Here is a 22,776-nt window from a genome sequence, read left to right as displayed (position 1 = left end):
TCAGCCTTATAACCCTTCTCGAACTGCTTCCCGATCTCATCATCACCCCAACACCCCTCATACTGATCAAGAACCCCATTCAACGCCACCAACGCATCCCTCAACTCACCATTAACCGACCCCAAACCATCCATCACACGCCCCACACCATCAGCATCCAACCGAAACTTCTCAGCCATCGTTGACACTCCCGTCACGGCGCCCCTTGGCCAGCCCGGAAGAAATCTCTTCCAGCCCACCAAACTGTTTCAACATCGGCGAAATCAACGACTCCAGTAACTCCATCGGGTCCACCTTTCCCGAAGCCAGTTCCTGGAAATCGATACCAGAAACACTTCCCGTGCCCATCAGTTCCGATGTCTTCGCTACGCTCTCGGCTCGGCCACTATGAAGGGTTTCGACAATGGCTTTGGCAAGCTGCGCCGGGGCGAGCTTGCGATACTTCGCTTCATTGAACACCAATTCGTCGATTTCACCCCGACCGTTGAAGGTCATCGACAAGGATTGATCCTTCGCCCGGACCGTCGTACGCGTATCGCGCCAGTGCTCGCCGAGCTTCCCGATCTTCTCGCGTTGCCGTTCCAGCGCGGCCAGGGCTTCCTCGATCCCCATGTCGAGGTCGAACCGGTTCTCTGCGGGCATTTCAACTCTCCTTACGCGAATAACACATGCGACGGCGAGGCGTGCAGCAGGGCGCCCGAGCACCACGCCCCATCTGGCAGAATCTCAAACAAGGCCCTCGCGCCCAACCAGACCAGAAGGATGACGATCATTCGTCGAATCATCCTGCCCTTGCGTCCTCTGGAATCGGGCTCCGAGAGCCGCTCATGAACGCGGGTCACTCGCCCTCCGTCCACGTAGCACGCCACCCGAGGCGGTCTCCGCCCACCGTCCAGACGATCGCTGCGGTGAACCCGCCTCGGCGTATCTGGTCGAGGAGTGGTCCTGGCCTTCTCCCATGAGGTGCCCCTCTCGATGCCCCATCGGGCAAAGGGGCCTTGGGCGGTCAAAGTTCGTTCTCACGACTCGGCGCGTCCGCGATCCCGGGTATCCGGCCCGGAGCCGCGGTCCTGCCTCCAGACGTTCGCCGTGGCTCCACACCGCCTGAGCGGTGCGTGAACCGCCGCAGCGACGACCGGATCAGATCGTCCCGAGCCTTGGCGCCGGCGTCCTGACCGAGTTCCGATGCCATCAGTTCACGCATCAGGATGCGTCCTCGCCCCTTCTCCTGTGGCTCGACCACCTCGAGCACCTTGAAGACGGTGCCGGGCAGGAAGACCACCCGATTCGACAAGCCGTCCTCCTTCGGCTCGATCAACGCCGTCAGCCGCCCCGTCGACGACCAGACGACCAAGTCCGTGGAACCCGCCTCGACGTCGCCCGGAACCGTGAACAGATTGAGAAAGCCCCATTCCCGCAGCACAGTGCAGCCGCGGAGCAACTCCCACAACTCCGGCACCGGGCTCACGACCGTCGCCGCGACGTTGCGGTGCAACGGCAGTTTCTGCAACCCAGCCGCCACGGTTCGGCCGAACTCCACGTGCGGCCCCTCCGTGCCCGCGCGCAGACCCGCGTCGATGTCGGGATCGTCACCGGCGAGATACAGCCCGGCGGCCACGGCCTCGGTCAGCCCGGCATCCGACATCGTTCGATTCGGCGAAAAGCGACGCCAAGTCTCCACGATCTGTTCCGACAACACGTCGAAGGTTTCCTCCCGGCCCACTCGCACGAGTTCCCTATCGGGAGTGAACCCCGGTTCGAGTGGCCAGGCACGTAGTTCCTGTCGCGGTGAGGATTGGACGGCCAGAACCCCGGGCCCGGGTTCCGGTTCGAGCGGCACCTCTGTTTCAGGCCGAGGCTCCGCCTCGAGCTGTGGCTGCGAAACGGGTTCCACATCCGCCTGCGCCGGCTCTTCGCGGTCCCCGATTTCCACCGGGAGATAGGGAGTTCCCGAAGCCGGAGCCACCGAGGGTTCCGGGATCTTCGTCTCCGCCAAATGCCGTCGCATGAGCTGGGAAAGCCGCGGCAGCGGAGTCAAGGGAGCGGTGAGATCAGCCGCGAACGGGAGGTCGGACGGCTTCGATTCAGGTGCCGACGGAACGGGGAACGGCTTCGCGCCGGCACGAACCGTGCTGTCCAGCTGGTCGAGCAAGTTCGCGACGAGCGCTTCGTGCCCGTCCTCGGCAGGGTCGTGGAAGATCAGGAAGGCTTTGGGGTCGCACGGCATCGTCCTGACCTCTGTTGCCCGCCCTGGCTCGCGAGTGGTGCGGAGCCACAGCCCCGCCTGAACGACCTCGACGACCGAATTCCCTTCAAACCCGTACACCCCGGGGCCGACCTCGGTCAGTCCTTCGAAGGGCAAGCGTCCTCGGCGGATCTGTGGAGCGGCGGCCTTGGCCGAGCCTCGTCGCGGAGAGAAGGCGATTTGCTCGGCGAAAGTACGAAGGCTGTGTGACCCGTCCTCGCGCAGTGTGAAGAACTCGGGTGCCGCCGGCACTCCCACCGGGATCCCGCCGTACAGCACGATCTCCTCGCCGAGGGCGTCCGCCAATGCCTGCCCGATCGTGGTGTACGACGGGACCGGAACATCCCCGAAGCTCAGAAAGCGGGTCCTGGAACGGATTTCCGGCGGCACCACGGCCCACCACTTGACGACGTCATCCAACGCGAGTGGAGGCACACCGTGTCCGCCGAGCACTGCCGTCAGTTCCCGAGGATTCACGCTGAGCCATCTGGTCAGCCTCGCGCGATCGGCCTCCAGCCACCGCTGTGGACCGTCGGGACGCAACCAGATTCCGGCGGGAAGTGGCTCGACCACCGTCGACCGGCCTGCTCGCTGAGTGTCGGTGGTGACGGGCGCTTCCCACTCGGGCGGGGGGAATCGCCTGCCCAGGCGCATCGGTTCCCTGCCCGGCCCGCAGCTGACCCAGCCATTGGTTTCGAAAGGGGGCAGGAAGCACAGGCTGGACACACACGTGAGTGTCACTCCGTCGGGGTAGCTCACCGCCCGGCCGATGCGATCCGCGAGTTTCTGCGCGGTGGCGAGGGTGATCTCCCCGGCTGCCTCCGAGGGGATCAGGCGAAGAGGCCGCACCTCCTCTCGGAGGATCGTCCCGACCGCGTCCGCGATCGAGGAGGCGCCGGCGTCGAGCTGGTCCACCACGACGACGACGTGCTCCTGATCGATCGGAACCGACGAGGCGAGTTCCCGGGCCCGTGCCGTTACTCCCCCTGCACCGTGCACGACGAGTACGGCTCCGATACGCACACAAGCTGTTTGCGACCTACGTCGGCCGAGGCGTGGCATCTTGAGGACCTGCATCGGATTCACCTTTCGAGATCAAGACTCGGAGAGGTCGTCACGGACTTCGGTGAACAGCCACGAGATTCCTCGGCCGGCAGCCGCTTCCACCGGCACCCGGCTCCCTCAGGCGCCGATGGCATCTGATCGCCGTCCCAGATTTGACATCGCCAAGCCGTACCTGGTGCGGCACCCCGCTTTGACGAACAGTTTCGTCAAGTGTTTCTCGACCGTTTTCTCGCTGATCCTGACAACGCGGGCGATCTGCCTGTTGGTCCGTCCGGCGCGCACCAGATCGAGAATCCCGATCTCGGTCTCCGACAGCTGTTCACGGCGGCCAGGCTTGCCCGCGGCCATACCCCTGTCGGTCTCCGGGCCGAGGTCGGCGGGGGTACGGCCGAGTTCCACCAGCACCCGTTCAGTGGAGGGGGTTCCCGCCTCATCGCCGTTCACCTGCGCGCGCACCAGGGCGAGTATCTCGGAGGAATGCGGGGATCCCTTGCGAGCGAACCACTTTTCCGCGGCATCGACGATCTCGTCGTGCCGGACGGACTCGCCCATGCGGCGGGCGGAGCAGGCGAGCCGGAGGAACAGGCGCGCGGCACCCATCTCATCGTCGGAATCGCGGTGAGCTCGGAGAGCGAGCCGACCGAGCTCGACCACCTCGCGGTCGTCTCCTGCTTCTTGAGGTACGCCGATCTCGACCCAGGCGCGGAAAAGGGGAAGGCGGCCGTTCTCGGGCACCTTGGCCAGCCAGCCGGCTCCACGGCGGGCTTCATTCCGCCTCCCGCACACCTCCGCGGCGAGCAGCCTGGCATGCTCGCGAACCAACTCGTCCACCGATCCGTACGCTTCGAGTTCGTTCGCCGCGTCCAGGGCCTCCGCCCAGAGCCCCTCCGCGTGGGCGGTCCGCACGCGGTGGTGAGCGGCCATCGGCCCGGACTCCGGGCTCCGATAGTCCCGTCCCAGCACCGCGCGGAAAACGGGCACGAGGTCGCGGACGACGCAGGCTTCGACGAGTCCGTGGTCGGGTAGCTTGCGTCGCCGGCCCGGCGAGGGCGCGGCGAAGCTGACCTGGCGCCAAACCGGCAGCAGCGACAACTCCACGTCCTCCGGCGTGATCAGGTGGCCCGCGAACCAGCGGTCGGCGAACTCCAGCGTCGCTTCGTCACCCACCAGCTTGTCTCTCACGTGTTCGGAAACCGGGTTGCCGAGATGCACGGCGGACAAGACCGCCGCCACCGCGAGTTCGGCGCGCTCCCCCGCTGCCGGTGCGCCGGCCAGCGCCTCGTGGGTGAACGTGTCCAGCGTCGTGTAGTCCGCCGTGCGGACCAAGTGACGGAAGAGTTCGGTTTGACGTCCGGCCCGGTCCGTGGCAAGGCCGGTATGTCGCCAGATCGCGTGGAGGTGGACGGTCCGCTCGGCGGAATCAGCGGGGAGGGCACACTCCGACGACCGCAGCAGGCCGACGTAGTCCGCGCAAGGCGGCATCTCGCTTCCAGCGGCTGCGATATGCCTGGCAAGTGCCTGCCCGTGCGGCCCGGTCACCTTGCCACTGTTCAGCAAGCCTTCGGCGACGGCGCGGTGCAGCCGTTGAGCGTCCAGCCCACCGTCGGCCATCGCTGCCCCGACCCCGGGCACCCGGCACCGGATCCGCCCCTCCGGATCGCGATCGAGCAGCCCGGCCTGGATCAGCGCGTCCACCGCCCGGCCCGCGGCCTTGCCCGCCTGGTCGGCGCCATCGAGATGCGGGACCTCCTCCAGGAGAAATCCGGGAGGAGTCGCCGCGAGCAGTACCACACGCTTGCCGATCTCCCCGAAACTCTCGATCAACTCGGAGAAGGGGTGGCCGTCCGGCGTGGCGATGGGGGCTTTGCCCTCGCGCAGGTGGACCAGTCCGTCGATGTTCTCGAGTCTTTCGCTGCGAAGCAGTTCATTCACCGTCGAAAGCATCGCCGCTGGATGGCCCCACAGCGGTCCGAGTGCCCGCTGAACCGCCAGCTCCACGGCAGGCGCGACCCGCGCGCCCGTCGCGCGCCGCAAGAGGGCCGCGGCTTCGTCCGAGGAGAGCGGGCCCAGTTCGATCACGCGGCGCTGTTCCGCGTGGAACAGGTCCGGCTGACCAGTCCGCGGCGTACGGCACGACGCGATGATCCGGTGGCCGGCGCGGTGCATCGGCGCCAAGGCGAGCGCGGGATCCTCAAGGTGATCGACCCCGTCGAGTACGACTGTCACCGGCGCGGTGGTTTCGAGCCGGGTGAACAAAGTGCTCATGGCATGGAGCAGGCAGAAGCGCGACCAAGGATCGGCATACGCTTCTTTAGTGCACGAACCGCTCACGCGCTCCAGGGACTCCGGCAGCCTGGTGTCGGTTTCGAACTGCTCGTACTGCTCACGGATCGCGGCGAGCACCGGCCGGAAGCCGAACAGGTCCCACTCGGGTCGCTCGGCCTCCAGAGACACACTGAGCACCGGAGCCCCGCTCTCGCGCAGCGTCCGGCGCACCTCTTCCAGCAGAACCGACTTGCCGCTGCCCGGCAGACCGGACACCACGATCGGACCGGTAGCACTACGGTCCTCGACGATGGCCGCGAGTTCCGCTTTACGTCCTACCAGTCCGCCACGTTGTCGTGCCATGTCGCAGTCCTTCCGACCTCGGCTTCCCTGCAATATGACTCATCTGAACAAGCGCGACTCAACGAATTCTTTATCGATACCTCTCCCGGACACTTCGGGCAGAGATGTTGGACGAACGCACCGGCCTGACTGAAACCTCGCCTCGCGCGTGCTATCAGGGAGGATTAGCGCTACCTCGGATGGCGGACTCAGGTCGCGAGTGCCGGTTCACGGTCAGGCCGGGCACACCGGATGGCAGAAAAGACCGATCGCGTAACGATCTTCTCCCGGTAGCGGAACAGAGCCATGGAGAGTACACCGGGATCGCGGAGGCAGAAGTGCACCACACCAGTTCGTCGTCGCTCGAATGCGCTCGGCGCATCCAGGAATTCGCGCAGCGGGTCATCGGGGTCGAACACGGCATCGTGGCTTCCGCCGACGGCCTGCTCATCGCCGCCTCGGACAGGCTTCCCGTGGACAGGGCCGAGCGACTGGCCGCCATCTCCGGCGGTCTCGCCAGGTTGACCGCAGGCGCCGCACGCTGCTTCGAAGCGGGACCGGTCCGGGAAACTGTCGTCCAGATGACCGGCGGCACGATGGTGCTGATGCCGCTTCAAAGCGGCGCACACCTCGCGGTGCTGGCCGACTGCGAGCAAGACATCGGCTCGATCGCGTACGAGATGACACAGCTGGGAGACATCGTCGAGCGCGTATTGAATCTGGCACCGCGGCCTGCCACCGAAGGAATCCTTAAGGGAATGTAAAAAAACTAAGGCGGCCCTTTACAGACTTCACCGTACGCAAATGCGACCTGGCTCACAATGGCAACCTCAAGCCTTCCTTAAGTCGAACTCAAAAGCAGCTCAAGTATTTCCCCTGGAAACCCGCCCTGTTGTCCAGAAGTTCAGACTGAGCACCTGTGGCATTGACCCTGGCTTCGCCTGGCATCACAGTTCCCCTCGCGGGCCCACTGACAAGCTCGCCGGCTTGGCGCCTTCGATGATCAGTGGGGGACCGAGCCGTCCGTTATCACAGGACAAGAGGCTGAAACCCTGATGCGAATTTCAGGAAAAGAGGGATTAGCCACTGACGCTTCGGCGCACGACGCCGGCGACGAAGGCTACAGCAAGTCCCTGAAGCCACGGCATATCAGCATGATGGCGATCGGTGGCGCGATCGGCACCGGCCTGTTCCTCGGCGCGGGCGGCAGGCTGAACTCGGCGGGCCCAGCGCTCGCGATCATCTACGCCATTTGCGGCGTATTCGCCTTCTTCGTGGTTCGCGCACTAGGCGAGTTGGTATTGCACCGCCCGTCATCAGGTGCGTTCGTCTCCTATGCGCGAGAGTTCCTGGGCGAGAAAGGTGCCTTTGTCGCCGGCTGGATGTATTTCCTGAACTGGGCGACGACCGGCATCGCCGACATCACCGCGATCGCGATCTATGCGCACTACTGGGCGATGTTCTCCAGCATCCCCCAGTGGATTCTGGCACTGATCATGCTGGCCGTCGTGCTGACCCTGAACCTCGTTTCGGTGAAGGTCTTCGGTGAGATGGAGTTCTGGTTCGCCATCATCAAGGTCGGTGCCGTGGTGCTGTTCATGGCGATCGCGATCTTCCTGCTGGTCACCGGTACGCCGGTCGACGGGCACACGCCAGGGCCGCAGCTGATCGCGGACGGCGGCGGCATCATGCCCCACGGTCTCCTGCCACTGGTCCTGGTCATGCAGGGTGTCGTGTTCGCTTACGCCGCAGTGGAACTCGTCGGTGTCACCGCAGGCGAGACGGCCGAGCCTGCGAAGGTGATGCCGAAGGCGATCAACTCGATCATGTGGCGAATCGGCGTGTTCTATGTCGGCTCGGTCGTGCTGCTTTCCATGCTGCTGCCGTCGGACAAGTACCGTGCCGGCGAGAGCCCGTTCGTCACGGTTCTGTCCAGCATCGGTGTCCCCGCCGCCGGCGACGTGATGAACCTGGTCGTGCTCACCGCGGCGCTGTCCAGCCTGAACTCGGGTCTCTACGCCACCGGCCGTATCCTGCGTTCGATGGCGAAGACCGGTTCCGCGCCTGGATTCACCGGTGTGATGAACAAGAGCCAAGTGCCCTATGGCGGCATCCTGCTCACCGGCGCTGTCTGTGTGCTCGGCGTCGGTCTGAACTATTTGGTGCCGGCGAGCGCGTTCGAGATCATCCTCAACTTCTCGGCGGTCGCGATCGTCGCCACGTGGGGATTGATCGTCATCTGTCACTTGGTATTCGTGAAGCGCTCGAAGGCGGGCCTGGTCGAGCGGCCGGGTTACCGGCTGCCGTGGACGCCGGTAACGCAGTACGTCACCCTCGCCTTCTTGGCGTCGGTGCTCGTCCTCATGTGGCTCGACGAAGGTGCGGGCCGCGTGACCCTGCTGTGCTTGCCGATCATCGCGACGGCCCTCGTCATGGGCTGGTTCGCCAGCCGACGCAAGCGAAAGCAGCTCGCCGAGGTGGGCATGGACTCGGAGTAGCGAAAGGGAGCTTTCCCCGCATCCTTGCGGGGAAAGCTCCCCCTCGCCTCTTCATCCGAGGGAAGACGCTTTTGCGCCGTCCAGCCTCGGCGTCGAGGTGACCCGGTGACGATCGGCCCGACCTGTCCGCGCAGAACACCAGGTTGCCGCTGATGTCGCGGATCTGGTTCTCCATCACCGGGTTCCGGCGAGCAGCCGCTGCAGCCGATAGGGCCGACCTGCCAACATTCCCGAAGAAGGTGCGAGCAGATGCGCTACGAGGCCGATCAGCCGGCTGACTGGCGTCCGCGACTCGATTCGCGCTCGGCTGTCCGCGATCGCGGACAGCGGCACACCCCAGCGCGCCGGACCGAGACGGCTCAACGCCGTGATCGGCGAGTTGCTCCATTGGGCCGTGTATCAACCCGGCCTCGGCGACCCCCGAGGACGAAACATCGACATGACCACCTTCGAGCAAGAGACAGGCAATCCTCCAGCTCCCGGACGCTCCGTGACGAAGTACGCGTCGCGTTTCTGGGGCGAACGTCCACTGAGGACCTGCAAGACCCACGCCAATCGATGCTGCGCCAGCTGGCCAACTGCAAGTCGGCGATACCCGAGTCTTGGGTCATCGTCGCGCACTTCTACGACGTCGAGTCCGGCCGTACGGAACTCGGCGACCGCGGGCGAGGGCGAACTACGAGCGCTTCGACATCCCTGTCCCTCGTGCAGGCGGAATCGCCGACCTTCTCGTGGAGGCTCCGCGTCGCACCCGGACATTCGACGTAGTCATCTGCCTTCGAGGGCCTGTCCGTCGAGCGGGAGCTCGAACGGGCGGACGTCCCACTGTTCGCATCGAATGAATCGATCACCCTCTCCGGCAGCCGCGCCCAGCGCGTCCTCCAGCGGCGCATCAACCAGTCCATCGCCGAGTACGAGGTCCTCAACACCCTCGAGTAGTCCTGGGGCGGGCTCTGTGCCCACGTCCGAGACGGCTGGAACATCGGCATGCCACCGTACGGCTCCGTAGTCGACGTACTGAAGAACCCCAAGTACACGGGCTACCAGGTCTTCAACCGCCGCGCGACCACGTCCAAACGAGGCAAGGTCAATGAGCCGTTCAAGTGGGCGTGGTCTCCGAAACCGATTCACGAACCGCTGATCCCCCAAGTGGATGTTCGACGAACTCACCAGCCGTCGGACAGGCAGGCGGGGGTCTCGGGCCGACGACGTGCCCAGCACAAACCCGAGTACAGAACGGACGTACGTCTTCCGCGGCATGGTCTTCCACAGCTGCGGAAGACGCATGGCCGGTGACACAAAACACAACCGGCTTTTCTACTACCTGTACTGGCCGGGCAAGAACAACCGCGGCGACGCCGGACCGCACGCCGGGCTTCCCTCGGCGATCCGGATCCGCGAAGACGAGCTACTTGAAGCAGTTTCGGCTTTCTACGCCGACCGCCTCTTCAGCCCCGCACGACGGGGCATCATCGAAGCTGATCTGGCCACAGTGGACGACAGCGCCGCTCAAGAGCGTCGAGCCGAGCGAGAGCGCGTCCAACGCCAACTGGCCGAAGTGACCCGGCGGCAGGACTCTGTTCTGCGGCAAGCGCAAGACGGTACCCCCGACGACCCCTTCGCCAAGGCACTTCGCCAGAACTACAACAAGCTCGAAGACGACAAGACGACCGCCTTGGCGGCGATCGCCCACCTCGACGCGGAAGACAAGAAGCAGCCAGCGAAGGCCACGTCGTCAGACCTGACCTGTCTCGAAGCACTTCCGCATCTTCAGCTCAACTTGGCCAAGGCGCCTCAGGCGCTGCTTCGTCAACTCTTCGAAATCACCCAGCTCAGTGTGAAGGTGCATGGCGTGGGAAACCACGTGACCATTACCATCAAACTGCCGGTCGATCAGGTACCGGAAACAGCTGTAGCCGCAGAAAGGATCAGCGACGCGATGACTTCCACCGAAATGCAAAAAGTCCCGACCGCTTCGGTCGAGACTTCTTGGGTAGAAGCTGCGCGTACCCCCGATGGGATTCGAACCCACGCTACCGGCGTGAGAGGCCGGCGTCCTAGGCCGCTAGACGACGGGGGCTAGGATCTTCTCCTCTGAGAGGAGATTTTCAGTTGTTCACCTGCTGTGTTGCTGTGGAGAAACTTACCAGACCGGGTTTCCCACCTTAACAGGGGGGTCACTCTGTGTTTCACTCCGGAGAGTTCTCCAGCTGGGGTACCAGGACTCGAACCTAGACTAACTGGACCAGAACCAGTCGTGCTGCCAATTACACCATACCCCAGTGAGGTGCTGGTCAGTAAACCAACACTGCCGATCTTGACCGGCTCAGCACCGCACGAGAGGAAATACTAGAGCACGCTGTTCCGCACCGTGAAAGCGGGGGTCTCCGTGGCGCGCTGGGCCGGGACACCGAGCTTCGCGAACTCGGAAACGAGCAGCTCAGGCAGCTCGTCGAGGCCGGAGATCGTGTGCACGCCCGCCGGGGCGCGCTCGGCGATGCCGTCCCGATCGAGCCAGACGGCGCCCAGGCCTGCGTCGCGGGCCCCGATGGCGTCAGTGTCGAGTTTGTCGCCGACGTGGACGGCCTGCGCCGGGTCGCAGCCGAGGCCGAGGCAGACGGAGTGGAACATCGCCGGGTCCGGTTTGGCTACTCCGAGTTCACCGGCGATGGCCACGTGATCGAAGAACCGGGCGAGGCCGAGATCGGCGATCTTCTTGCGCTGATGCGTGCCCGAGGCGTTCGTGACGGCCGCGACGAGGACACCGGCGGCCCGTAGCCATTCCAGGCACGGAAGGACATCTTCGAACAATTGCCACGAACGGGTGAGGATTTCACGACGGCGTCTTTCGAAGCCGTTGACCTGCTCTTCGTCGGCGAGAATGCCGATCTCCGCCAGGAAGCATTCAGTACGCTTGTGATGCATGGTCGTGTAATCGATTTCACCCGCGACCACCAGCGCGACATGTTCTTCGGTGATGAGATCCCACAGCGGCCAAAGGTCGTTCTGGCCGGTGAGGGCGCGCAGGCTGAGCCGGATCGCGGCCGTGCAGTCGATCAGGGTGTCATCGATGTCGAGACACACCAACCGCAACTCCGGGGGCTCCCAAGGGGCTCCATCCGGAGCGTCCGGCGTGGTTCGTGACGAGGTCCGGGGCACGAGAGCGAAATCCACCAAGTGAGGCTAGGGCACGCAGCGCGATCGCGACTCTGCCGATGAGGTGATAAAGGCTGCTCTGTTCCGGCGCGGGCACTCTACTCCCAGTTGGTGAGATGACGTGTTTTAGTTACCGGGCAACGGCCAACACGGGCGGCCGGGTGAAATGTCAAGACCCGGCGGCCGATCCGATTCGGAGCGCGCACGCCCTGTGATGGCAACGGATTTCCCTGTCCGGCTTGGGTGCCGGACCGTCCACAAGGGCGCTTCCGCGATCGCTGTCCTTCGAGGACCGTCCCGCCCAAATCAGGTCCTTTTTGGACGGTCGCCTCGGCTCCCGCGAAGGGCACGGCGAACCGGCGAGACCGGCCATGACCCGAACGGCGCATGCGCCCGGATGGCGCTTGACGCGCCGGCCGGGCAGGTGCATGCTGAGTTTATTCAACAGGTGATGAATAAGTGTTCCGAAGGGGTGGGAACGGATGAACGAGCGCACGAACTGCGTGGTCGTCGGCGGTGGACCCGCCGGCATGGTCGCCGGGTTGCTGCTGGCCAGGGCCGGAGTCGAGGTCACGGTGCTGGAGAAGCACAAGGACTTCCTTCGGGACTTCCGCGGCGACACCGTGCACCCGTCGACGTTGACGTTGCTCGACGAGCTGGGCCTCGGTGAAAAACTCCTCAGCCTGCCGCACAGCGAGATCTCCTACGCCGGCTTCCCCGCCGAGGACGGCACGATGATGCGCCTGGCCGACTTGACCCGGCTGAAGGTGGCGCATCCCTACATCGCGATGGTCCCGCAGTGGGACTTCCTGGACCTCCTCGCCGACGCCGGCGGGAAGGAGCCCACGTTCACGCTGCGGCGGAGCACCGAGATGACCGGGCTGATCATGGAGCAGGGCCGCGTGAGCGGGGTCCGCTACCGCACCGCCGAAGGCGACACCGGCGAACTACGCGCCGACCTGGTGATCGCCGCCGACGGCCGTTGGTCACTGGCCCGGCGCGAGGCCGGGCTGATCCCGAAGGAGTACGACACCCCGTTCGACGCGTGGTGGTTCCGGATCTCGCGGCAGGACGGCGAGCTCGAGGGCAGGCTGACGCCGAAGATGCGGAATCGCCGGTTCGCCGTGCCGCTGCCGCGGAAGGGCTACTTCCAGGTCGCCTACCTCGGCCCGAAGGGCGACGACCTGCGGACCAAGGGCATCGAATGGTTCCGGGAGAACGTGGCCGAAGTCTGCCCCGAGTTCGCCGATCGCGTGGACGAGCTGAAGACGACGGACGACGTCAAGTTCCTCGACGTCAAAATGAACCTGCTGCGGAAGTGGCATCTCGACGGGCTGCTGTGCATCGGTGACGCGGCACACGCGATGTCACCGGTCGGCGGGGTCGGCATCAACCTCGCGGTGCAGGACGCGGTCGCGGCCGCCACCCTGCTCGCCGAGCCGCTGCGCCGGGGCAGGCCGGCCGCGACGGACCTGGCGAAGGTCCGCAAACGCCGTCTCGCGCCCACGATGCTGGTGCAGGGGCTGCAACGACTGTTGCACAAGAACATCATGCGGCCGGTCATGGAGGGCAAGCGCAACGGCCCGCCGCAGGCGATGGTGAAGCTGTTCAGCCGCTTCCCCGTGCTGTCCTACTTCCCCGCGCGGCTGCTGGGGCTGGGGCTGCGGCCCGAGCACGCCCCGGCCTTCGCCCGGCGGGCTATGGAGCCCGCGGACGGCTAACGTCCGGATGTCATGAAAGGGTCGTTCAGGACGTTTTTTGTCCTGAACGACCCTTTCATGACACTTGGGTCAGACGTCCTGGACCGGGTTGGTCAGGGTGCCGATGCCTTCGATGGTGATCGAGACCGACTGGCCGTCTTCGATCGGGCCGACGCCCTCGGGCGTGCCGGTCAGGATGACGTCGCCGGGCAGCAGGGTCATCACGCCGGACACGAACTCGACCAGCTCGGGGATCTTGTGCACCAGGTCCGACGTCCGGCCGTCCTGCTTGAGCACACCGTCCACCTCGGACTTGAGCGCCAGGTCGGCCGCGTCGAGCGAGGTCTCGATCCACGGACCCAGCGGGCAGAAGGTGTCGAAACCCTTCGCCCGGCCCCACTGGCCGTCGGACTTCTGCAGGTCACGCGCGCTGACGTCGTTCGCGACGGTGTAGCCGAGGATCGCGGCGGCCGCACGGGCGGCGGGCACGTTCTTGACCGGCTGGCCGATGACGATCGCCAGCTCACCCTCGAAGTCCACCCGGCCGACGCCGCGAGGACGCCGGATGGGCACGTTGGGGCCGACCACCGTGGTCGACGGCTTGAGGAACAGCATCGGGTCCGTGGGGACCTCGTTGCCGAACTCGGCCGCGTGCTTGGCGTAGTTCCGGCCGACCGCGATCACCTTCGACGGCAGGATCGGCGCGAGCAGCCGGACATCGGCCAGCGGCCAGCGTTTGCCGGTGAAGTTGGGGTTCTTGCCGAAGGGGTGCTCGGCGATTTCCAGTACCTGGGCGTCGTCGCCGTCCCCTTCGATCGAAGCGAACGCGACACCACCAGGATGAGCAATTCGGGCTAGGCGCACGCCGTCCACCCTACGTGTGCCGATCACGGCCACCTCAGCGCGGATACACCGAAAGCCACCGAAGTGCACCCGTCCAGGTGCTGTGCGCCCAACCACGCAAGCGCGACCATCGAAAGTCAGGCCGATACACGGTGGGCGAGGCGAAGGCCGCGAGATGAATGCCGACGCGTATCCCCCGGATCCGGTGGTCGTCCCGCGCCAGCTGCCTTTCCCGCCGCCCTGGCTGGTCGGCCGCGAGGAAGAAACCGCCGTCCTGACCGAGACGCTGAACCTGCGAGCCGACCCGGCGTCCGTGGTGGTCGTCGAGGGGCCTGGCGGTGTGGGGAAGACGACACTCGCGCTGCACTGGGCACACCAGCACCTCGACCGGTTCCCCGACGGCCAGCTCTACACCGATCTGGGTGGCTTCGACCGGCCGTCCGATTCGCCGTCGACGGTGTCGGTGCTGCACTCCTTTCTCGGCGCCTTCGGGGTGGCGCCCGCCGCGCTTCCCGCGGACGAGCGATCAGCCGCGGCGCTCTACCGCAGTGTGCTGGCCGGGAAGCGGACGCTCATCGTGCTCGACAACGCGGCGGACCTCACCCAGGTGGCGCCGCTGCTGCCCGGCAGTCATTCCTGCGCTCTCCTGGTGACCAGCAGGACGAACATGGCAGGCCTCCGGCTTCGCGGCGCGACGTCGCTCCGGCTCGACGCGCTGTCGAAGAGGGCGGCCCGCGACCTGCTGGCCCACCAGGTCGGCAAGGGCAGGGTCCTGGACGAACCCGAAGCCGCGGACGTCCTACTGGCCTACTCGGCGGGTCTGCCACTGGCGGTCTCGCTGCTCGCCGCGCGCGCGGCGAGCAGGCCCGGCCTGCCGCTGGTCCGTGACGGCCGACGAACTGCGGGGCTCCAGCGGCCACCTGGACACCTTCGACGCCGGCGACGGCTCGGCCGATCTGCGGACCGTCCTTTCCTGGTCGTATCGCGGCCTGGGAATCGACGAGGCCGGCGGCTTCCGGCTGCTCGGTCTGCTCCCCTTGCCCGAGTTCGACGAGGCGGCCGTGGCGAGCCTGCTCGCACTGGGCACCTCGCGCACGACCGCCCTCCTGCGCTCCCTGGATCTCAAAAGCCTTCTGCGCCAACATTCGCCGAAGCGCTATCGGCTGCACGACCTCGTGCACCGCTACGCGGGCGAACTCGCGGAACGACTCGACCCCACGGCCGAACTCGTCTCGGCCAGGCGGCGCATGGTGGATTTCTACCTCCACACCGCGTTGCACGCCGACCGCTCGTTGTACCCGCACCGAAGCAGACCCGCCCCTCCCGCACCCGAAATCGGGGTGAAAGCCCTTGAGTTCGCCGGGGAGACGGCTGCCTTGGCCTGGTTCGCCGCCGAACACCACACACTGCTCGCCATGCAGCGACTCGCCGCGGCGGAAGACCTGCCGACGCGAGTGTGGTGGTTCGCCCGCGTCCTCGACACCTACCAGCACCGGCAAGGGCTCATCCACGACAACGTCGAGACCTCACGACTCGGGGTCGACGCCGCGGAGCACCTCGGATCTCCCGTCATGAGCGTTCTCGCGCAGCGGCAACTGGGCCGGGCCTGCACCCGGGCGAGTGAGCTCGACGAGGCACTGAAGTGGCTGTCTCGTGCGCTGGCCGCGGCAGCCGGGGATGAGGAACAGGCACATACTCATCATGACCTCGCCCGGGTCCACGCACGTCGCGTGGATCGCGAGAACAGTCTGCGGCACGCCGAGCGGGCGCTCGATCTGTATCGCCGGGCCGGAAACCAGGTCGGCGAAGCGCACGCGCTGAACGCGGTCGCGCGCCACTACGCGGACCTGGGCGACCACGACCGGGCCCACCAGTACGCGACCATCGCTCTTTCCCTGCACGAAAGACATGACAACGGCAGCGGTATGGCGGTCACCCTCGACAATCTCGGCTCCATCGCCCGCGACGCCGGTCATCCCCAGGAGGCGGAGCGTTCGTATCTCCAGGCGCTGGAGCTCAGTCTGGGACAGGACAATGTGTTCTTCGCCGCGGAAGTGTCCGAGCACCTCGCGGAAGCGCAGTTCTCCCATGGCCGGCTTGACGAAGCGGCGCAGTACTTCAAGCGGACCTACGAGCTCTACGTCGCCCAGTACCGTCTCCCCGACGCCGAGCGTATCCGGGGCCGGCTCGCCGGGCTGCCTTTCCAGCTGGCCCGATCAGTCTTGGCTGCGCAGTTTGCGGGCGATCTCCTTCCATTCCGCGCGCCGGGTCCACCGGCCGCCGACGTACTCACCGATCCGGCGGCTCCGCTCCTCCAGGCCGCGTAGCCGCACCCGGGGATCGGCGAACAAGCGCTCACAGATCCTGACGTCGGCGCGTTCGACGCCGGCCACGCCCGGCGCCAGTTTGGCCAGCAGCCACTGGCAGGTCGCGGAGGAGTAAGGCAGTGAGATGTCGTCGAAGAACCCCAGCGCCAGGCTGATGTCCTTCTCCGCGTTGGCGAGCGCGTCACGTCCGCTTTCCTTCAGCCTCAGTTCCGCTCTCGCCAGATGTGCCGATCCGAGGAGTTCGGCGTAGGAAGCGCCATCGTTGACATGCCCCGCCAGCGACATGAGCGCCTTGTCCACCAGTTCCCTGGCCTTGGGCAGTTCGCCGCGGGCGATGCAGATCCGAACCCGCAGGACGAGCAGTTCGTGGTATTCGCGGGCCCGATCCGGAGGAAGGTAGCCGACCGCTTCACCGGCCAGCCTGTTCGCCCGGTTCAGCGCGGAGCGCCGTCGTTCCAGGCGATACCGGGCGAACCAGATACCGGCGAGGACGTTGCGGCACGCGCCGTACTCACCACCGGCGGGATCGAACGCGTAAAACCTCGCGCTCGCGTCCTTGGCGCACTCGACCGCTTGGTCCAGATGATGCCTGCGCGCGTCCGGCCGCGAATCCTCGGCGAGCCCGCAGTGCAGGATCGCGAGCAGCCGTTTGCCGAAGGCGACCATCCAGCCGTCATTGCAGGCCCTGGCCAGCCGGATTCCTTCCTCCACAGTGGACAGCGCGGCGGTCAGCTCGTGCATCCGGTGCTGGTGCCAAGCCTGGCACCGGAGCAACAGCCACGCCCGGATCTTCCGGTCTTCGATCGTCGTCATCTCATCCGGCAGGGCGCGGAAGCAGCACCCGGTCACCCGCAGCATCAACTCCACGCTTCCCGCGGCCTTGACGATCCGTTCCACGGCGGGCAGTGCTCGGAAGAGTTCGTCACGACTCGATTCGGGCACGATGCCGAGCCACTCGTGCACCAGGCCGGGGCTTGAGGCCGCTGAGGGCGATGCCGCCTCGAGGGCACGCAGGAGCGCCACGTTCGCGTCGACCGGCTCCGGCGCGGTCGTCGTCCGCACCGGCGCGGGCATCGTGCCCAGCGCGAGCAGACGGCGGACGATCTGGTCGAGGCCGTCCTCGCTTTCCGCGTCGAACCGTGAGATCACCAGATTCTTCAGCAGGGCCGGAGCGAGGTCGGCGGAGAAACCGGGATCGGCGACCGGGATCACGGGACATCCCCCGGAGTCGGTGTGGTCGTAGATCCGTCTCTGCACGACACGGCTTTCGAACAGGACACCCTTGCGAGTGGCCGTACCGTCGCAAGCGCCGAACCGCAGCACGTAGTCGGGTGACAACACGCAGAGCACCGGATGGTTCAGCACGGAGCCGACGATCCATTCCGGCAGGGACGCCGGATTCCCTTCCGGGAGGTCCCGGTCCCAGACAACCTCGACCCCGCGCCTTCGCAGGGCTTCGGCCAGCGCTTGAGCGACCTTCCTGCCCTCGATGTCGTGGGCATAGCTGATAAAGACCCTCATTTGGATCCTCCAGGCACGAAACGACGTCCTGCCGCTTCGGCGGACAAGGCCATTCGCCGCCCTCCGGCGGTCGCCGCGCTGTTCGCCCGTCCGCTCGGACAGGTGAACACCAACGGCCACCGATACGGGGGCAGCCTCTGGAGGCGATGAGGTCGTATGCTGGCGATTCGGCAGTACGCCCATGCCTCGCGACACGGTGAGTCCTGTGGGTATTGCCACGCGGGCGGCTTCTGTGCCAGCAGAAGCCGCCCTTTCACGTCGGGCTATCTCATTCTTCCTCCAGCCCTGCCAGTGCCTTGTCGATCACCCGCGGGGTTTCCTCGGGCGGCAGCGCGGCCTCTTCGAGCTGGTAGAAGATCTTGACGAACTCGGCCGCTTTGTCGGCTCCCGCGGCGTCGTCGTAGTAGACGTCCCCATCCGGCTGCTCGACGGTCAGGAAAAGGTCGTCCAGCTCCTCGGAAAGCTCCAGGACCTGGAACGAGCTACGCATACCGGGCAGGAAGCCCGCCTTGAACGGCAAGATCTGAATGGTCGCGTTCGGCTGCTCCGCGACCGTCTTCAGGCGCAGCAATTGCGCACGCCAGCCGTCGATTTCGGTGACCCGCCGGTACAGCACGGACTCGTCGATCACGAAGAAATGCTGCAGTTCGAGATCGTCCAGCCGATGCTGCCGGGTCGCGCGAGCGGTGAGGCCCCGCTCGACTCGTTCCTCGTCCGTGGTGAACTTCGTCATCACCGCACGGCTGTAGGCGGGCACCTGGAGCAAGCCGGGCACCAGCAGAAGCTGGAACTGACGGACGAGAACGGCCGACGCCTCCAAACCGAGGAACTTGACGAATTCCGAGCGGTAGTGCCGCCGGTACTCGTCCCACCAGGCCGGCTGCTTTCCCGCCTTGGACAGCTGCACGTAGAATTCGACCCGATCTCGATCAGTGATCCCGTACTGGAGCAGCAGTGCCTTCAAATCGGTGGTCGACAACCCCACCGAGCCGTTCTCGATGCGGATGAGCTTGGAAACCGACCAATCGAGCGCCTCGGCGACCTCCTTCTGCGTGAGCTTCAAGGTCTCTCGGGCCTCCCGCACAGCCGCCAGTAGGCGCCGCTGGCTGCTCGCCGGAGATTGAGCCCTTGTCATGATCCGATTTCCTCCTCTGATGGGTGTCGGTCTGCCAGATAGCAGAACGATAGCATCCAGTGTGACAGACGTCATATGGACTGCTGCATTCGGACACCTTTCATTAGGGGAGGCGGCACTATGCCATATCGCATGCAACTATCTAGATAAATGCATATGGCGTGGTCAAATAAAGATCAAGTCCTGCCGGGTTCCGGCAGGGCTTGATCACGAAACTCTCGATCTCAGTGGCGCAAGGAACTTTCGATGAAAGCCATCCAGGACGCATGCGGAAAAGTCAGAATCGCGTCCGGAGCCTTCGAATCGCGAACGTAGATCACGTCCAGCACAGAGGAAACCTCAACGCACTCATCCTCTTTGTTGTCGCTATGCGAACTTTTGACCCAGGTCAGCCGCGTGAAATCGGTTTCCTCCGGCAGCCGGTCATCTCGCAACGCCACATGTGCCCCCGATCCTCGGCAGGCACGCTCGACCGGTCGCAGGCGAGACGACACCTGTCCCCTTGCAGGCCATCGTTCAGGTCAGCGGCGGAGCGTGATCGCCAAACACCGCCGACAGGCGGATTTTCACCTACCGTCGCCGTTCGATGACCTGCTGCGTCAGGGATTCCCGCCTTCGCTGAGGGACTTGTGCACGAGCGCGTCGCACAGCGCGAGCCAGCTCGCTTCGACGATGTTGCCGTGCACGCCGACGGTGGTCCATTCCCGTTCACCGTCGCTGGTCTCGACGAGCACGCGCGTAACGGCGTCGGTGCCCGGATGGCCGGGCAGGATCCGCACCTTGTAGTCGGCCAGCTCGACACTGTCCAACCAGGACAGGTGCGGGCTGAGCGCCTCGCGCAGCGCGGCGTCGAGCGCGTGCACCGGGCCGTTGCCCTCGGCGGTCGCGATCACGCGCTGCCCGGCGACGTGCACCTTCACCGTCGCTTCCGAGACGACCTCGCCGTCGGACCGGTGGTCGAGGACGACCCGGTACGACTCGAGTTCGAACGGCGGCTCGTCGAGGACGTCGCTCTGCGGGCCGTCGACCTCCCGCCGCAGCAGCAGCTCCAGTGAGGCGTCCGCGGCTTCGAAGGACCAGCCTTCGGATTCGAGTTTCTTCACTTTGCGCACGGCGCTCGTCAGCGCCTCGGGCTGGCCGGCAAGGTCGACCCCGAGCTCACGTCCCTTGAGCTCCAGGCTGGCCCTGCCGGCCATCTCGGTGACCAGTACCCGCATGTCATTGCCGACAGAAGCTGGATCGATGTGGTTGTACAGCAACGGATCCACCTTGATCGCGCTCGCGTGCAGTCCCGCCTTGTGAGCGAAAGCCGACGCCCCTACGTAAGCCTGGTGGGTGTAGGGGGCGAGGTTGGCGATTTCGGCAAGAGCATGGGAGACCCGGGTGAGCTCGGCGGCACCTCCGGTCGGGAGGACCTCCATCCCGAGCTTGGTCACCAGATTTCCCGTCACGGCGAACAGATCGGCGTTACCCGCCCGTTCGCCGTAACCATTGGCGGTGCACTGGACGTGCGTCACGCCGGCCTGCACGGCGGCGACGGAGTTCGCCACCGCGCAGGAAGTGTCGTCCTGACAATGGATCCCGAGCCGGAATCCGGTCCTTTCCTTGACCTCGCGGACGGTCTCCGCGAGGCCGAGCGGCAGTTGACCGCCGTTCGTGTCGCACAGCACGGCGACGTCCGCACCCGCGTTCATCCCCGCGTCGAGCACCTTCAGTGCGGTGTCCGGGGAGAACGCGTAGCCATCGAAAAAGTGTTCCGCGTCAAGGAAGACGCGGCGTCCTTCGCCGACGAGGAACGAGACGGTGTCGCGCACCATCTCGCACGCTTCGTCGACGTCGACCCGCAGCGCGCGTTCGATGTGGCGAAGGTCCGATTTGGCCACCAGTGTGACCACCGGCGCCTGGGAATCGAGCAGGGCCCGCACCTGCTTGTCCTGCTCCGCCTTGGCGCCTGCCTTCCGCGTCGCGCCGAAGGCCACGAGCGCGGCGTGGTCCAGTTTCAGTTCGCCCGAAGCGGCGCGGGCGAAGAATTCCGTGTCCTTGGGCAGCGCGCCCGGCCATCCGCCTTCGATGAACCCGACCCCGAGATCGTCGAGCAGCCTCGCAACCGCCAGTTTGTCCGTGACGGAGTAGGAGATTCCCTCGCGCTGCGCGCCGTCGCGCAACGTCGTGTCGTACAGGTGGAAAGCATCGCCGAGCGGTGTATCGGCGGGCTCCTTGCGAGTCACGGGAATCTCCTTGTGGAGGGAGGCAAAGCTGGTTCAGGCAACAAAAAAACCTCCCGCATGGGTGCGAGAGGTTGCGCGCCGGGGGCTCTTGTGGAGCTGTTATCCGGCGCGCTCGGCGATAATGATGGTGCAGGAGGTCACGAACGCATCATGGCACACGCTCCACCGGGCGTCCACAGGCCGGGCGAGAGTTCCCACCTTCTGGGAGGCTTGGCTGCAATGAAGGGGCCTTTCATAGCAAAATTTGCTATGAAAGGCCCCTTCATTGCACAGGTACTATTGCGTGACCGGGCGCACGTTCGACGACACGAGGGCCGCCAGCCGGTCACCGATCGCGTGCGTCGCACCGGGCGACGCCTGATCGCGCGTCGCGAGATCGAAGGCGACCGACGCCTCGATCCGCCGCGCCGATTCCTTCTGTCCCAAGTGGTCCAGCAGCAGCGAAACCGACAGCACCGCGGCGGTCGGGTCGGCGAGACCCTGGCCCGCGATGTCCGGCGCGCTGCCGTGCACCGGCTCGAACATGCTCGGGTTCCGCCGGGTGATGTCGAGGTTCCCGCTCGCCGCCAGCCCGATGCCGCCGGTCACCGCCGCCGAGAGGTCGGTGACGATGTCGCCGAACAGGTTGTCGGTCACCACGACGTCGAACCGGGACGGGTCGGTCACCAGGTGGATCATCGCCGCGTCCACGTGGGAGTAGGCGACGGTCACCTCCGGGTGCTCCAGCGAGACCTCTTCGACGATCCGCGACCACAGCGAACCCGCGTACTCCAGCACGTTCGTCTTGTGCAGGAGCGTCAGGTGCTTGCGCGGCCGCGCCTCGGCGCGGTTGAACGCGTCGGTCACCACACGCCGGACGCCGAACGCCGTGTTGACGCTGACCTCCGTCGCGATCTCGTGCTCGGTGTCCTTGCGCAGCAAGCCACCGTTGCCGGCGTAGGGGCCTTCGGTGCCCTCACGCACGACGACCATGTCGATCTCGCTCGAGTCGGCGAGCGGGCCGCGCACCCCCGGGTACAACCGGGCGGGGCGCAGGTTCACATGGTGGTCGAGCTCGAACCGGAGACGCAGCAGCAGGCCGCGCTCCAGAATGCCGCTCGGCACCGTCGGGTCGCCCACCGCGCCCAGCAAAATCGCATCGTGCTGACGGAGTTCACCGAGTACCGACTCCGGCAGCAGCTCACCGGTGGAGTGCCACCGGGCGGCGCCGAGGTCGTAGTTCGTGGTCTCCGCCGTCGGAACGACCTCACCGAGCACCTTGAGCGCCTCGGCGACCACTTCGGGCCCGATCCCGTCTCCTGGGATCACCGCGAGCCGCATCCACACACCTCCGTAGACCAGGCCACCGGCAGTCCGGATGGCCCATCCGCAAGAAAACGCCAGCAGCGGAAGGTTACCGGCTGTAGCCCGGTAGCCGTAGCCGCACCACCCTTATGCCGGAGCCTCCCACA

16 protein-coding genes, 2 tRNA genes and 1 pseudogene are annotated in these 22,776 nt (G+C 65.8%); 6 read left to right on the top strand and 13 right to left on the bottom strand.

Annotated features, from left to right (window positions below; translation table 11 throughout):
• Nucleotides 1-171: 171 nt before the first annotated feature.
• The 3 genes from ACFOSH_RS07940 to ACFOSH_RS07930 all read right to left on the bottom strand — a co-directional run bounded on the left by ACFOSH_RS07940 (nucleotide 172) and on the right by ACFOSH_RS07930 (nucleotide 5,938).
• Nucleotides 172-642 (bottom strand): YbaB/EbfC family nucleoid-associated protein, encoded by a 471-nt coding sequence (locus ACFOSH_RS07940; protein WP_378238055.1) that lies wholly within the window; start codon nucleotides 640-642, stop codon nucleotides 172-174.
• A gap of 364 nt (nucleotides 643-1,006) precedes the next feature.
• A complete protein-coding gene (locus ACFOSH_RS07935; protein ID WP_378238053.1) occupies nucleotides 1,007-3,268 on the bottom strand; it encodes a hypothetical protein in 2,262 nt (753 codons plus the stop codon).
• A gap of 159 nt (nucleotides 3,269-3,427) precedes the next feature.
• Entirely contained in the window at nucleotides 3,428-5,938 is a 2,511-nt protein-coding gene (locus tag ACFOSH_RS07930) for a helix-turn-helix transcriptional regulator (RefSeq protein WP_378238052.1), read from the bottom strand.
• A gap of 317 nt (nucleotides 5,939-6,255) precedes the next feature.
• Here ACFOSH_RS07930 and ACFOSH_RS07925 point away from each other — a divergent pair, with 317 nt between their 5' ends.
• The 3 genes from ACFOSH_RS07925 to ACFOSH_RS07915 all read left to right on the top strand — a co-directional run bounded on the left by ACFOSH_RS07925 (nucleotide 6,256) and on the right by ACFOSH_RS07915 (nucleotide 9,711).
• Nucleotides 6,256-6,681: a roadblock/LC7 domain-containing protein gene (locus ACFOSH_RS07925; RefSeq protein ID WP_378238051.1), complete on the top strand. Its 426-nt coding sequence runs from the start codon at nucleotides 6,256-6,258 to the stop codon at nucleotides 6,679-6,681.
• Between the two features lie 291 nt (nucleotides 6,682-6,972).
• Nucleotides 6,973-8,415 carry an amino acid permease gene (locus tag ACFOSH_RS07920; protein WP_378238050.1) on the top strand — a complete coding sequence of 481 codons (1,443 nt, stop codon included), beginning with the start codon at nucleotides 6,973-6,975 and terminating at the stop codon, nucleotides 8,413-8,415.
• Nucleotides 8,416-9,402: 987 nt separating this feature from the next.
• A complete protein-coding gene (locus tag ACFOSH_RS07915; RefSeq protein ID WP_378238048.1) occupies nucleotides 9,403-9,711 on the top strand; it encodes a recombinase family protein in 309 nt (102 codons plus the stop codon).
• Nucleotides 9,712-9,823: 112 nt separating this feature from the next.
• On the opposite strand, the gene ACFOSH_RS07910 is transcribed toward ACFOSH_RS07915, so the two are convergent.
• The 4 genes from ACFOSH_RS07910 to ACFOSH_RS07895 all read right to left on the bottom strand — a co-directional run bounded on the left by ACFOSH_RS07910 (nucleotide 9,824) and on the right by ACFOSH_RS07895 (nucleotide 11,499).
• On the bottom strand, nucleotides 9,824-10,006 hold the full coding sequence (locus tag ACFOSH_RS07910) for a hypothetical protein (RefSeq protein WP_378238047.1): 183 nt from the start codon (nucleotides 10,004-10,006) through the stop codon (nucleotides 9,824-9,826).
• Nucleotides 10,007-10,422: 416 nt separating this feature from the next.
• Nucleotides 10,423-10,495: transfer RNA gene (locus tag ACFOSH_RS07905), tRNA-Glu, on the bottom strand.
• Nucleotides 10,496-10,625: 130 nt separating this feature from the next.
• Nucleotides 10,626-10,697 (bottom strand) — tRNA-Gln (locus tag ACFOSH_RS07900).
• Nucleotides 10,698-10,764: 67 nt separating this feature from the next.
• Nucleotides 10,765-11,499, bottom strand: coding sequence for an HAD family hydrolase (locus ACFOSH_RS07895; protein ID WP_378238060.1), 735 nt, complete (start codon nucleotides 11,497-11,499; stop codon nucleotides 10,765-10,767).
• A 554-nt stretch (nucleotides 11,500-12,053) separates the two neighbouring features.
• Between ACFOSH_RS07895 and ACFOSH_RS07890 the strand changes: the two genes are divergently transcribed.
• Nucleotides 12,054-13,292 carry an FAD-dependent oxidoreductase gene (locus ACFOSH_RS07890; RefSeq protein ID WP_378238046.1) on the top strand — a complete coding sequence of 413 codons (1,239 nt, stop codon included), beginning with the start codon at nucleotides 12,054-12,056 and terminating at the stop codon, nucleotides 13,290-13,292.
• A 69-nt stretch (nucleotides 13,293-13,361) separates the two neighbouring features.
• Here the strand turns inward: ACFOSH_RS07890 and ACFOSH_RS07885 are convergent, their stop codons facing one another.
• Entirely contained in the window at nucleotides 13,362-14,135 is a 774-nt protein-coding gene (locus tag ACFOSH_RS07885; RefSeq protein WP_378238045.1) for a fumarylacetoacetate hydrolase family protein, read from the bottom strand.
• Between the two features lie 154 nt (nucleotides 14,136-14,289).
• Here ACFOSH_RS07885 and ACFOSH_RS07880 point away from each other — a divergent pair.
• Nucleotides 14,290-14,907 (top strand): annotated as a pseudogene (locus ACFOSH_RS07880) (AAA family ATPase); the annotation flags it as partial.
• A gap of 91 nt (nucleotides 14,908-14,998) precedes the next feature.
• On the top strand, nucleotides 14,999-16,441 hold the full coding sequence (locus ACFOSH_RS07875) for a tetratricopeptide repeat protein (protein ID WP_378238044.1): 1,443 nt from the start codon (nucleotides 14,999-15,001) through the stop codon (nucleotides 16,439-16,441).
• On the opposite strand, the gene ACFOSH_RS07870 is transcribed toward ACFOSH_RS07875, so the two are convergent.
• The 5 genes from ACFOSH_RS07870 to ACFOSH_RS07850 form a co-directional block, all read right to left on the bottom strand.
• Complete coding sequence (locus ACFOSH_RS07870; RefSeq protein WP_378238043.1) at nucleotides 16,331-17,962, bottom strand: toll/interleukin-1 receptor domain-containing protein; 1,632 nt, start codon at nucleotides 17,960-17,962, stop codon at nucleotides 16,331-16,333. The two genes, ACFOSH_RS07875 and ACFOSH_RS07870, sit on opposite strands and share 111 nt — an antisense overlap.
• Before the next feature lie 268 nt (nucleotides 17,963-18,230).
• Nucleotides 18,231-19,097, bottom strand: a complete 867-nt coding sequence (locus ACFOSH_RS07865) for a helix-turn-helix domain-containing protein (protein WP_378238042.1) — start codon at nucleotides 19,095-19,097, stop codon at nucleotides 18,231-18,233.
• A 224-nt stretch (nucleotides 19,098-19,321) separates the two neighbouring features.
• Nucleotides 19,322-19,537, bottom strand: coding sequence for a DUF397 domain-containing protein (locus tag ACFOSH_RS07860; protein ID WP_378238041.1), 216 nt, complete (start codon nucleotides 19,535-19,537; stop codon nucleotides 19,322-19,324).
• Between the two features lie 159 nt (nucleotides 19,538-19,696).
• On the bottom strand, nucleotides 19,697-21,325 hold the full coding sequence (gene cimA, locus ACFOSH_RS07855) for a citramalate synthase (RefSeq protein WP_378238040.1): 1,629 nt from the start codon (nucleotides 21,323-21,325) through the stop codon (nucleotides 19,697-19,699).
• A gap of 276 nt (nucleotides 21,326-21,601) precedes the next feature.
• Nucleotides 21,602-22,645: a 3-isopropylmalate dehydrogenase gene (locus tag ACFOSH_RS07850; RefSeq protein ID WP_378238039.1), complete on the bottom strand. Its 1,044-nt coding sequence runs from the start codon at nucleotides 22,643-22,645 to the stop codon at nucleotides 21,602-21,604.
• Nucleotides 22,646-22,776 lie beyond the last annotated feature (131 nt).

This window comes from Amycolatopsis speibonae, assembly GCF_042647925.1.
GTDB lineage: Bacteria > Actinomycetota > Actinomycetes > Mycobacteriales > Pseudonocardiaceae > Amycolatopsis > Amycolatopsis speibonae.
Note: the sequence above shows the minus strand (reverse complement) of the source record. Positions and strands in the feature narration are given on the sequence as shown.